Origin of the sequence: Bradyrhizobium jicamae, assembly GCF_018130215.1 — a bacterium.
In the GTDB taxonomy this organism is placed as follows: Bacteria; Pseudomonadota; Alphaproteobacteria; order Rhizobiales; family Xanthobacteraceae; genus Bradyrhizobium; species Bradyrhizobium jicamae_A.
Genome location: NZ_JAFCKQ010000088.1, coordinates 1 through 11,428, shown reverse-complemented (window position 1 = coordinate 11,428; position 11,428 = coordinate 1). Strand labels below are relative to the sequence as shown.

At 59.0% G+C, this 11,428-nt stretch carries 10 protein-coding genes and 2 pseudogenes; 6 read left to right on the top strand and 6 right to left on the bottom strand.

Translation table 11 applies throughout. From position 1 onward, the window contains the following. The coding region (locus JQ586_RS39430) for a heparin lyase I family protein (protein ID WP_249148669.1) at positions 1-1,349 on the bottom strand (1,349 nt) is incomplete at its 3' end. Between the two features lie 267 nt (positions 1,350-1,616). On the opposite strand from JQ586_RS39430, the gene JQ586_RS39425 reads away from it, so the two are divergent. Further along, on the top strand, positions 1,617-2,171 hold the full coding sequence (locus JQ586_RS39425) for a hypothetical protein (RefSeq protein ID WP_212400019.1): 555 nt from the start codon (positions 1,617-1,619) through the stop codon (positions 2,169-2,171). A 157-nt stretch (positions 2,172-2,328) separates the two neighbouring features. Here JQ586_RS39425 and JQ586_RS39420 read toward each other — a convergent pair whose 3' ends face one another. Together JQ586_RS39420 and JQ586_RS39415 are read right to left on the bottom strand one after the other, a co-directional pair. Beyond that, positions 2,329-2,583: a hypothetical protein gene (locus tag JQ586_RS39420; RefSeq protein WP_212400018.1), complete on the bottom strand. Its 255-nt coding sequence runs from the start codon at positions 2,581-2,583 to the stop codon at positions 2,329-2,331. A 57-nt stretch (positions 2,584-2,640) separates the two neighbouring features. Beyond that, positions 2,641-2,808: a hypothetical protein gene (locus tag JQ586_RS39415; protein ID WP_212400017.1), complete on the bottom strand. Its 168-nt coding sequence runs from the start codon at positions 2,806-2,808 to the stop codon at positions 2,641-2,643. On the opposite strand from JQ586_RS39415, the gene JQ586_RS39410 reads away from it, so the two are divergent. Further along, positions 2,801-3,244, top strand: a complete 444-nt coding sequence (locus JQ586_RS39410; RefSeq protein ID WP_212400016.1) for a hypothetical protein — start codon at positions 2,801-2,803, stop codon at positions 3,242-3,244. The two genes, JQ586_RS39415 and JQ586_RS39410, sit on opposite strands and share 8 nt — an antisense overlap. Before the next feature lie 787 nt (positions 3,245-4,031). Here the strand turns inward: JQ586_RS39410 and JQ586_RS39405 are convergent. Together JQ586_RS39405 and JQ586_RS39400 are read right to left on the bottom strand one after the other, a co-directional pair. After that, positions 4,032-5,614 (bottom strand): annotated as a pseudogene (locus JQ586_RS39405) (amidase). A 599-nt stretch (positions 5,615-6,213) separates the two neighbouring features. After that, a complete protein-coding gene (locus tag JQ586_RS39400; protein ID WP_212400015.1) occupies positions 6,214-6,360 on the bottom strand; it encodes a hypothetical protein in 147 nt (48 codons plus the stop codon). A 1,262-nt stretch (positions 6,361-7,622) separates the two neighbouring features. On the opposite strand from JQ586_RS39400, the pseudogene JQ586_RS41735 reads away from it, so the two are divergent. Then, positions 7,623-7,747 (top strand): annotated as a pseudogene (locus JQ586_RS41735) (cytochrome c); the annotation flags it as partial. Between the two features lie 168 nt (positions 7,748-7,915). Here the strand turns inward: JQ586_RS41735 and JQ586_RS39395 are convergent. Beyond that, positions 7,916-8,164 (bottom strand): DUF6894 family protein, encoded by a 249-nt coding sequence (locus tag JQ586_RS39395; RefSeq protein ID WP_212400014.1) that lies wholly within the window; start codon positions 8,162-8,164, stop codon positions 7,916-7,918. Between the two features lie 73 nt (positions 8,165-8,237). On the opposite strand from JQ586_RS39395, the gene JQ586_RS39390 reads away from it, so the two are divergent. From JQ586_RS39390 to JQ586_RS39380, 3 genes are all read left to right on the top strand, one after another. Further along, the gene (locus JQ586_RS39390; protein WP_212400013.1) at positions 8,238-8,552 is read left to right on the top strand and encodes a response regulator; all 315 of its coding nucleotides are present in this window, start codon (positions 8,238-8,240) and stop codon (positions 8,550-8,552) included. 1,432 nt (positions 8,553-9,984) lie between these two features. Further along, positions 9,985-10,233, top strand: coding sequence for an LrgB family protein (locus JQ586_RS39385; protein ID WP_249148668.1), 249 nt, complete (start codon positions 9,985-9,987; stop codon positions 10,231-10,233). Positions 10,234-10,515: 282 nt separating this feature from the next. Next, positions 10,516-11,428, top strand: a 913-nt coding sequence (locus tag JQ586_RS39380; RefSeq protein WP_249148670.1) for an amidase family protein, incomplete at its 3' end; no start/stop codon positions are given.

The window sequence follows — 11,428 nt, the reverse complement described above, 5'->3', positions numbered from 1 at the left end:
TAAGTGGCGGTATTGCCGTCATTGAGCGACAGCGTCGGCGTGCCTGTCACCGTCACGGCTTCGTTGAAGCCGAGCGCCAGAGTGATCGTGTTTCCCACGACCTCGGTTCCGGTTGCAGGTGAGGCCGTGGCCTGCGTCACAGCCGGCTGGGTCGAGTCAATCTGGAGGCCTGCAAACGTCGTCGCCGCGGCCGAGAGGTTTGCCGCAACACCCGACGCATCCTTGATGCTGGCGCCGCTCGGGAGATTGACCCCGGTGATGGCGAGCGCCGAGGTGCTGGTATCCGTCGAGGCCACCGTGGTTTTGAATGTGAGCGTGCCGGTGCCGGAGCCGCTGACATAAGTGGCGGTATTGCCGTCATTGAGCGACAGCGTCGGCGTGCCTGTCACCGTCACGGCTTCGTTGAAGCCGAGCGCAAGAGTGACCGTGTTTCCCACGACCTCGGTTCCGGTTGCAGGCGAAGCCGTGGCTTGCGTCACCGCGGGCGTCGTGACGGGTGTCGGGGGCGTCGTCACGGGCGGAGTGGTGCTGCTACCGCCCATCCCCGTCCACCCGCTCGCCGTCGAGCCGGTGACGAGCGTCAAATTGCGAAAGTCGGCTGTCACGGTCTGGGTCGGACCTGAGTTCCGATAGAGGCCTTCTTCCCAATAGGTGGGAGCCCCATAGCCCAGTGGACCCGAATAGGTCGCCACCTTGGTGCCGTTGATCGAGAGGTCCAGATAGCCGGCGCTGGTATTGCTGACGTTGGCCTGGATGTTGATGTCGTAGTACTGGCCGGGCACGATCGGATTAGGGTCGGTCCACAGCGTCAGCATATGGAGATCAGGGGACCCGTTGCTGGGATTCCCGCCGGGCAGCGCATAGCGCGCGACAAGCTGCAGATGGTTGCCGGCGAGCTGTATCGCGAATGGAGGCGAGGTATGCACAGTGGATCCGAGCGCCGGGTCGTCATTGTGCATTTCGCCAGCAACGAACCAACTCGCGGTGTTCGTAAATGACCCGTTGGATCCATTCGACTGGACCATGAACTGATAATCGATGCCGATGGGAGTCCCGGGCTGAATGAGCTGATCGGCAGCGATTTCGTCGCGATCCACCGATGACGTATCGAACCAGGCATAATCGCCGGGCTGGAGCTCGAATTGCAGCGTCTGGGGATCAGGGTTTGTCAGGCTGTAACTCTTGCCCGCATCCTGCACCTCGTAAGAGTCGCCTCCGATGGTGAAGCGGGTTTGCGGCGTGGACGAAAACGACGCAATCGTGCCGGTAGTATCCAATTCGGGCCTCCATCGAGCAACGGTAGTTGCTCCTCCTTGACGTTGAGAAAAAGGAATTCCACTGCCGTGCATCACGAAAGCGCACGACACACCACATGCCCGTAGCGGCTGGCACCGCGAGCAAATTCCAAAGCTTCACAGTCTCGGACTGCGAGCGGATTTCAATGCAGTGGGAATCAGGCCCCCCGACTGCTGAGTCTTGGCTAATCAGCAAAAATGGCGAAAAAAATCTCAAAGTGTGATTTATGTACGCGCGTTTAGCGTCGGCATTTCCCAATTTACACCAATATAGGGCCTCCTTTCACGGGATTGGCGTCTGCTCTGCGCGCGTCTTCTCCAATGGGGAATCGGCATACGGCGGCGGGCATAAACACGCCTATAGAACGGCCTGCGGACTCCACCAGAGCGCTCTTCTTCAAAACCGACATTTCCCCCGACCAGATATTCAAAGCCATCGGTCGCCTGCGCCGCGAGGCGTGGGACGAGATAGATCGGCTGGTTCGTTTTCTCGACAACACCGACAACCACATGGAGCGGGAGCCGGACGACGACGAGCCTTGGCTTGGCTTCCAGGAGGCTTTCCCCGGTCGCGGCGCGGGCGGCGGAGGCGATGATCGGGAGATGGACCTTGGGACCTTCGACCGCATGCTGGACCAGTCTCACGCAGCCCTGCAGTACCTCACCGAGGCGACAGTGGTCCCCGACGCCGAGCTCGACACGGCAGATCTGGAGCCGAGCTTGGGCAGCCTTGAACAGAATGACAGCCAGGAGCGATGGGCCGCGGGCGGGCGTCGCGATCTGGAGCAGGATCCCTCGGAGTCCGGCGTAGGCGACCTTGACGGCTTGCTCGAGCAGGCTGGCAGCCAAGACTGGCAGCAGGGAGCAATGGCATGAAGACCGTCACGCGAAGACTCGGCCTCCGTATGATGGCGGGTGGCGCTGCAGCCGCCGCAATGATCGGCCGATTGACTGTTGCGGCCCCAAACGCCGATCCAGCTCTGGCAGCCATCGCCAAGCATCGACAAGCCGCGGCCGCTCACCTGGCCAGCATCTACGCACTCGACGATGCCGCACGAGGTACGGAATCCATCCGCGCACCGCAGGATCGCGCGGCACCTCTCAGATAGCGACCGGGCAACAGCGCGGCTTCCACGATCCAGGGATAGCGCTTGGTCCAGTCGTTGCCGCCCATGGTGATCAGCCGGACGCGGTCTCCATCGCGCTCGACGCGGCGGCGATAGCCGTCATATTTCACTTCGTGGAACCAGTTTTCGCCAGCTGGGACGGTCTTGCCCAGCGTTGGCAAGCAGAAATCGAATTTAAGCATAATCCGAAGATAGGTATGCAGAGCCGGTTTGGCGAATCATGGAACGGCGCGGCCCAAAGAGGGTATCGCCGCCAAATCGGGATGAAGTTCAAGTTCGCCTTCCGCGCCTCGAATTGCATCTACCTCGCCTGCTGATTGCGATGGAAGTATCGCCAGTAATATGCAATCATTGGTTGATAAAATATTGGAGTCCAAAATGAGCATTTCAAAATCCCTTGGAGGAACCGGAACCACCGTCGCGATAGTATTGATATTGATCTGGTTGGTCGGACTAGGCGTGCTTTGGTTTCATCTTGACGACGAAGCCCATTGGGCGAAGCTACTGCTCATATTCAACTCGGTTGAGACCGGGGCTTTTGCGGCTATCGGCGCCATCCTAGGCGTCCAAGTGAAACGGGCTGAAAACGCTGAACATGCAGCGAATAAAGCGAAGGCCGATATGGTCCAGGAGAAGAAGATCTCGGAAATCGGCAGCGATCTGGCGAACAGCGTCTTGAGCGAAAAAGACCATATCTTCCAAGATAAAAACGATGGTGGCATCGCATTTCACGTCAACAAGGCGAAGACTGGAGACACCCGGAGCATTCAGCTCGCGCAGCAGCTTATCGATGCGCGAAGGGCAGCGAACCTGAGCGGTTGAGGAGCACTAGCCTATGTGATGGTGGCGCGACGTCAGATCACGACGCGAAGAGGCATTCTGCCAAGTTCGATCTCAACTTCCTAAGAAGACGCCGAATCTCTTCAACAGAGAAGGTAGCGAGCGCCTGCGCAACGAGGTCGCGTTGTAGATCGTGACGAATGGTTATCGGTGTTTGCCTGCAGTCAATGCATGCTCTGAGATTGATCGAAGGTACGCCCGAGCGTCCCTCTCCTTAAATCGATCTAGCGTTGCGCGCAGGTGGGAAGCAAGGGCGATTGATCCCGATCAAGAGCTAGACGAAGCCTTTCGCCAATCTCATGGCAAATGGCTCGAAAATGTATCGACCCTAGCCGTAGGGCATGCGGTTCCACCGTCGGACGCCTTTCAGATCAACCCCATGGCGATAAAAGCCAATAGTTCTGCGAGGAGGGCGGCGACGGTGGCAACGGCCTCTATGAGCGACAAGTGCATGGCTCGGTGCGCCAGCTGCCCAATAGGAAAACCCTCCGTGGCTTTCGCTTAGGTCCAACTTCTGCAGGTCAGCTAGATCGACCACATAGCGCTGCAGCAGCAACCTGGCGGCTAATCCAAGAACCAAGAAGGGAGTCACATATATCGCGAACGTTTCAAGCGCTTTCATGGGCCGCTCCGTTCCGATTGCAAGAAAACGCTGCAGCACGGTATCATAAAGCGCCGGGCGGCGCGATATTCGCCCTTTTGCGCCTTGGCTGTGACGCGAAACTCGCACGCCTTGTCCCATGCGAAACGACCGCTCTCGCGAAACAGATCAACGCGGGATCTCGGGTGGCCTTGCAAATCCCCCATACTCGCTTTCGAGCAGTTGAGCGAAGGCAAGGGGGGTGCGGTCCTCGAACAAAGGGCCGATGATTTGTACGCCGATGGGAAGGCCTGCCTTCGACTGACCTGCTGGCATCACCGTCGCGGGCAGCCCCGGAGGCGTCGCGACTGTCGCCCAGACGATCAGCGACAGATAGGGGTAGGTCCCGCCGTCGATATCGATCGTTCGATCCTCCTGATCTGGCTTCTGATCGTGCGGGAACGCGACGACGGAGAATGGCGGGCAAAGAACCACGTCGAATTCCCTGAACAGGACGGTCCATTGCTGGCGCAAGTGGGCCCGCGCGATTTCTGTAGCCATCCACTCATGGTGGCTAAGCAGTGGCGCGCGCATTCGCCATGCCTTGAGGCTATCGTCGTCCGGCTTCAGCGCTGCGACATTCTCATGAATCGTCTTGAAGAATTCGGGAGGCCGACCGAACGCGGTAACGTTGCGCACCATGCGGGTATGCAGGCGCGCCGACTCGGCAAGATCGGGCACGAGTGACTGGATCGCGCAACTTTTGCTCCTGCCGTCGCGAGCTGATTGGCAAGCTGATCGAGCGTGACCCGTATCTCGCTGGCTACCGGCAGCAGAGGGTGACTATCCAGCACAAGCACCCGGAAGTCACGCAGCGCTTCATGTCGTGGCGCGGGAAGTACGAGGCGGTAAGCACGCGCTTCGTCTTCGTCCGGACCAGCGATCACGTCGAGCGCAGACAAAAGATCGGCGGTGCTTCGGGCCATTGGACCACAGACGCCAAGCCCGCTGGTCAGGTTGCTCTCCAGAGCAGGCGTTCGAGGTGGTGCGTGGCCGCGCTGCGGGACCAGATTGGAGGTCGGTTTATGGGCAAAGACGCCGCACAGGTGTGCTGGCACCCGCAAAGAGCCGCTGATGTCGGAGCCGAGCTCGAGCGGCACATATCCGGCAGCCAGCGCAGCCGCCGATCCGCCAGATGAGCCGCCGGGTGTGCGCGCGAGATCCCAGGGATTGTTGGTCGTTCCGTAGATCGGATTGAAACTTTGCCAGTCAGCGATCGCCATTGCTAGGTTGGTTTTGCCCAGGATCACCGCCCCGGCCGCCTTGAGGCGCGCGACTGCGACGGCGTCTTCGGCGGCCCGCCAGTCGCGGCCCATCGGTAGCCCCCAGGTGGTGGGCAGGCCACCGACGTTGAAGGATTCCTTTACGGTCATAGGTATTCCGAGCAATGGCCGACGCTCGCCGCGGGCGAGCGCAACATCCGCTTCGCGCGCAGCCGCACGAGCCCGTTCGAAGTCGCGAACCACCACGGCGTTGATGCGGGAATCGAGCAATTCGATTCTCGCGACGGCATGTTCGAGCAGCTCACTTGCGGAGACCTTCCGTGCGTCAAGCAGCGTCCGCAACTCACTTACTCCGGCATAATCCAGATTTCGGTCTTGAGCCGGTAGATGTTCGGCCCTTTGGGCGTGAGCGGCATTGGGCGATGACCCGGCCGTGGTCGTGATTGTGCTGGCGACTGCGCCCAAAAAGAACCGTCTGTTCATGGTCATGGTTGGCTCCAGCCCTTCGTCCGCTCCCAGACAAGAATACCCCGCACGATCGAGCCGGCGTACCGATATCGAGGGCTACGGTCTCACTTCAGAGGAAAGAGCCTTGTTCCGCTGACGAGCCAACCACGTTTGAACCTTCCTGACCTTTCAGCGACCGCTGGAGGTGTCCGCTTTTTCGCAGCTGTTGGAGGTAGAGCGGACGTCAGCAGGCAACCTAATGAGTACACGGCTTTCTGTAATAGGCACGATGATGTCAAGCCTCCCAAGTAAATCACGCCGCCGGAGCTCATGCTTCTCTCCGTGGTCAACGCCTGGCCGCCACTTCATGCTGTCAGAGGGAGCGGTGAGCCTATCTAGATACGCGTGGTTGGTCAGACGACGGCCACAGGCCGTGTAACGGCTTCACCGGATCCACCGCTGACATTTGAGTCGATTCTCTGCCCCGGCGAGATCCCGGCGACGCCTAGGTTCCTGTGGCCCTCGGGACGCATGCTCGTTCGCCTGCCGAAACGGAACGGGCCAGGCCGGAAACTTGGAGATAGCCATGAGCGTTAGCGATGGCCTTCGCAGATCGATCGTCCCCACCGGGGATCGAGAATTTACATGCCGGTCGCAATGTCGACACCATAGCGTACCAAGAGCAACGAGATTGTCAGGCCCACGAGGCTGAATAGCGCGACAATGGCCAAGGGCGAGACCGGCCGCGAGGCCGCAAGATCGGTCATCGGCTTTGCAAGTGTGGCCATCTAAATCTCCTGCAATGAGGGGTTCAGCGGTCCAACGTTTTCTGCCGATTTCGTAGCTTGGTTTAGTTTTGCTTCTTCGAAACGGCGCTGGCGGAGAGCCCGAAGAGACGTCCTTAGCCAGAGACCTATATCCGCCGATCGGCGGCGCTGAGTATGGTGCAGGACCTGATCCAGATCCTGAAACCGAACACCTTTGTCTTCCTGCATGGCTTGCATCCGCTCTGAAACGGAAAGGGACCTCAGCGGCGCTCAATAACACGAGCGACGGGCTTCGTGTGATGCGTCGCCTGTGGTTGTCCGACGACAGTCCAAACGGCTATTGCGACGAACACGGCGGCAATAACGGTGGCCGTAACAGGACGGGCCTTTGTTTGAACCATGACTCAATGCGACGGTTCGAGCTTCCGCATCTCTTGCAAACGGGCCAGACAGAAGTCGCGATACAAAGCGTTGATGAAATCCCACATGACCGAATCCCCTTTTGGTCTAATGCGAGGAGGCTAGGGGCGTTTTGTTTCAGGATTACTTCGAGCTGCCCCGAAAATGATTTCGTCAGGATTGGCGACCATGAACAGGCCCCAGCCTTCGGGGGGCCGGGGAAGACCGGTGCTGGGGCCGTGTCCATTTCCCGAGGTTAGTGGCGAGGCGCGTACGCACGCCCGTTTTTTGCGTCCTGTTCATCGCCCGGGCACAGGTGACAGCCACACGTTGCTCTGCGTCAAGAGCCGTTGGCAGCGGCACCCGAAAAAAGTAGCGGCCCCGTGATGTGGGAGACAAGCGCGGGGCCGCGGGAGGTACCTGATCCTAGGCGCCCTGTTGGGCATTATCCCCGGCCCGTTCGGAGTACCGGAGTCATACGGGAAGAACACCACAATGGGATCATGAACCTTGGCACGTTTCGTGCCCACTAATACCCATCAGGATTTTGCCATTTCCTCCTGGGGCTAGCTAACCGCCGTCCGCGATAGATTTAAGCGGACGGCGTTTTTGCGTGCGCAGACAGCGAAAGGCCTCGACGCGGAGGCGTAAGCGCGTCGAGGCCTCTCTGCGGACAAGTCCTAGTAAGCACGGAGCGAAAGACGACACACTGTCCCGACTTGGTCCAGCGAGTGTCCCTGATCAAGTAGCATTTGGGCCAACCGGCGCGACGTGAGGTCGCGTCGCGCATCGCAATGCGCTGACCAGCGCGCAACTCGTCACGGTCAATCAATGGCTAGAAAGGCGCAATTCGCGTTGGCGCCTGCGCTGCTCCTCGCAAGTCCGGCTGGAACAGGCTCTGTTTCACGCCGGGTGAGTATCGCGCCGATTCTTCGAAATCGGAACAGTGGAACAGGGGAGCCTATCTGGTGCAGGGGGCGGCCATTGCGGCGCTTGCCACACGTCAATGGCGCTCTAATGCACGAGCGAGGTCCCTTGTATGATGTTTTGGCTCCGGTTGTCCGACGACCGTCCATTTGGCTATCGCGACCATTACCGCAGCAACAACGGTAGCGGTGACGTCACGAGTTCTTGGGCGGACCATGACCTAATGCGACAACCGGGCCGCCGACATTAGTCAGTTTTGTTCTTTGCTGCCGATTTCAAAGGCAAAGCGAACGATCATAACGAGCCTATCGTCGTTTCGAATTGCGATTTTCATTTTGTCAATACTATTGCCGCTCACGCTCAGCACGGCGTTCTGGAGCATGTTACTCAAGGCCCGTGCAGCTTCGCTTCGAGCATCGTCCAAGTCTCGCAGGATCAGACCTTCCTCATCAATCGCGATCCCGTGGCTGTCTTCCAGATCAAAGAAGTATCGAGGCATCGGACTCGGCCATTCGTTTCCAAACTTCAAAGCACTCCGATGGAATGCGTTCCCGCTTCTGGATCATCACCGCTTGAAAAGTGGGGCCGAGGTGATTGGTCCGATTGGGGACCAAAGTCAGGCAAAGATATTGATAGATCGCGATGGCTTCGACGTTGCCGTCGTCGATATCAACTTGCACGACCGATCGGCATACCCTCTAGCGGACGAGTTGGAGCGGCAAGCCATTCCTTTTGTCTTTGCGACAGGTTACAACGCTGACGTCGTGCCGGAGCGATATCGTCATGTCGCCCGATGGGAGAAGCCTTACGAATCAGCGGCGATTGTGAAAGGGCTGCTGCCTCTTTGCGAGCGAGCTGCGCAGAAGCGTGCCAGCCCGGAAAGCTAGCTGGTAATCGTTCTGCGGGTTTCAGGAGCTATCTGATGGGCGATGGCAGACCGAATTCTAAGGGTCTCGATCGCGATGGCCGATATGGATCCTCAATTCGGCTTGGCGTCTCTGTTCGTGCTGGATCAGTGGGCCGCGTCGGTTCCGGCGTGCGGTTGCCGCATTGGTCTTCGATGCAAATCTACGGAAGCGCATGGCCCCGTGCGCGAAACTTGGCGATGGCCGCTGGTCGTCGAAAGGATGTGCGCAGTTTACGCTGAGGCGATAGCCAGAACGGGCTAGGAGGCCACGTAGAGCCGATTTTGGGTCTCTAGGGCATGGAGAGGCGCCTCCCGAGTTGGCAGCCGCTCCACGTGGCCTCCAATAAAAGCATCTGCGTACGGCAACCAGCCAACCTTAGAAGCATGCGAATTTTCCAGCGAGAGAGCCACCGTACCCATGGCGATCTATGGTTATCTGTTCGGCCGGGTCAAACGGAGCTCGGGCCCTGGCGAGGGGTTCGATGCACGGCGAATAATCCGATAGGACGAGTCCTGCTCCCGCGCCTCGGCCTGGTGAGCGAGCCGCCTCCAGATTCGGCAGTGTCACGAAGGCGGGGCTCGGCGCCTTCACCAGATGATTGGCCCGAATCCGTTGCTACGCAGTGACCCCGGATGGGGCCTTGAGCGAACTCTGACGGCACGTCGTTACGACAAACGCGGCCCTGCTACATTGCCACTCACTACCGAGCTTAACGCTTGAGACGGGATGGGGAGCAGCTATCGCGAACAGAACAGCGGCACCAGCCAGCAAATTTACGAATGCGAGGATACGTGCTTTGCGAGTCCAGCTCATCATAGCCGTCGCTCCTTCTGAATAAATCGAGGCAGCCTAGGCCGGATTTGTTTCCGGCCTGCTTCGTACCATCGGAAAAATGGTTTCGTCAGCGCGCCAAAGGCGGGGCCGCTGCCGTTCTTCTCTCTCCGCGATCGCCCCAAAACGCCAAAACGAACCGGCACCGGTGGAGCTGAACAGCTCCTCGTGCAGCGCCGGAGCCGTCCCTCATCACGCCCCCGGAGCGCAATCCGGGAGCGGGGTAGTCGGCAGGACTGGCGGATTTAGTCGAATGCGCTGGTGACGCAATGCCCGTTACTGCGTCCCTTCGATTGTGCTTTGTCGAGGAAACGGTCAAGAAACAAGGACGAAGTCAGTTTGCTTGCTCCACGAAATAACAACGAAACCGAGACGGCGTAGCGTCTTGTGGGTCAGCTTGAAAAGTCTCACAGCATGTGAACTACTTAACATCCCGATTGCGGTTCCGGCCATAACCTCAGGTCAGCAGGAGCCTCGATCATGGAATTGGTAAGGCACGCTGCCATTCGTTCACACTTCGCTATCGACAATTATAGCCGTCGATACATGTTGGGGTATTCAGTCTTCGCAGTTATTGCAGTTGTGGCTGTTTATCTTGCATGCGGGCGAGCTGGGATCACCGAAAGTGAATTGGCGTTCGCCACCGTATTTCCCTAAGGCGCTCTGGGCAGATGCGCGCTTAGTTCTTGCGGTATTGGTCTCGATCGGAATCGGAATCGCTTCCGCGCTCCAGATCAATGAGGTGGCCGGCGCGTTTTCTGGTCTCGGTATGGGTCTGAACGGGGCGTTGATCGCGTTCCTGCTTCCAATAATTTTCCGGCTGTTTTGAGGTCACAGCGCAGTCGCGTTACCGAAAGTCCGTTGCTCTCTTCGTCGCAAGACGAAGAATTCGTCGACCTTCTTAGTAAGGCGCTCGTGTCATGCACAAGGACGAAACTATAGCGAATTCAGGCGCTTGCTTTAGTGACATTTGGACTGCCGCCCAGCTGTCACGCAGTCATTTCATCCGATGGTTCGCCGCGAGACTGTGGCGCGAGACGTGGTCTCGGGTCGGCGCCACTCCCTATGGCCCACATTCGTCACGGAACGCGCAGAAGAAAAAGTGCCTGAGATGTTAAGCGACCATTTGCATTTCACGCATCGGCTCGATGGTGCGACGCCGTCGGGAATTAATATCGCTCCTGTGCACCCCAGCGCAATCGTTGACCTTGGCGCATGTGCGCTGGCTGACTCGATTACTTCCCGCGAAACTTCCTGTCTCGAGGTCGTTACAGCGCACCTGGATCGCATCGAGCGGATCAATTCATCCTACAATGCCATTGTTTCGATCCGCGATCGCGAAGAAATCCTGACGGAAGCGCGTGAAAAGGATGCGTTGCTGGCTGGCGGCGTCCGCCAGGGGTGGCTCCACGGCATCCCGCAAGCCATCAAGGATCTTGCATCGACCAAAGGACTTCGCACGACGCTGGGCTCGCCACTGCACAGGGATGCGATCCCGACACGAGATGCGACCTTTGTGCAACGGACCAAGCGGTCTGGCGCGATCCTCGTTGGCAAGACCAATACCGCCGAATTCGGGTTGGGGTCGCAAACCTATAATCCTGTGTTCGGCACCACGCTCAATGCTTATGACCGCACTCGAACATCGGGCGGTAGCAGCGGCGGGGCCGCGGTCGCCGTGGCGACCCGCATGTTACCAGTGGCTGACGGCAGCGACAGCGCGGGCTCGATCCGGAATCCGGCCGCCTACAATAATCTGTTTTCGCTTCGCCCCACTCAAGGGCGGATGCCTTCGGAAGGGCGTGATCCCAACCTGCCGTCGCTCGGTACGGTCGGACCGATCGCACGCTCGGTTGAGGACCTGGCGATGCTGTTTTCCGTGCAGGTCGGAGACGAGCCGTGGTCACGACCGGAACCTGAACAAAGCTCTGTTTGCTTTCGCGAACTTTTGGCGCGCGACTGGGATGGAACTCGCGTCGGTTGGCTCGGCGATCTCGGCGGATATCTCCCTTTCGACGCCGGCG

Bases quoted from the DNA above. Each gene is read 5' to 3' on its own strand.
- JQ586_RS39395 (WP_212400014.1), bottom strand. From the start codon at position 8,164: ATGCCTCGATACTTCTTTGATCTGGAAGACAGCCACGGGATCGCGATT.
- JQ586_RS39425 (WP_212400019.1), top strand. From the start codon at position 1,617: ATGGGGAATCGGCATACGGCGGCGGGCATAAACACGCCTATAGAACGG.
- JQ586_RS39400 (WP_212400015.1), bottom strand. From the start codon at position 6,360: ATGGCCACACTTGCAAAGCCGATGACCGATCTTGCGGCCTCGCGGCCG.
- JQ586_RS39410 (WP_212400016.1), top strand. From the start codon at position 2,801: ATGAGCATTTCAAAATCCCTTGGAGGAACCGGAACCACCGTCGCGATA.
- JQ586_RS39415 (WP_212400017.1), bottom strand. From the start codon at position 2,808: ATGCTCATTTTGGACTCCAATATTTTATCAACCAATGATTGCATATTA.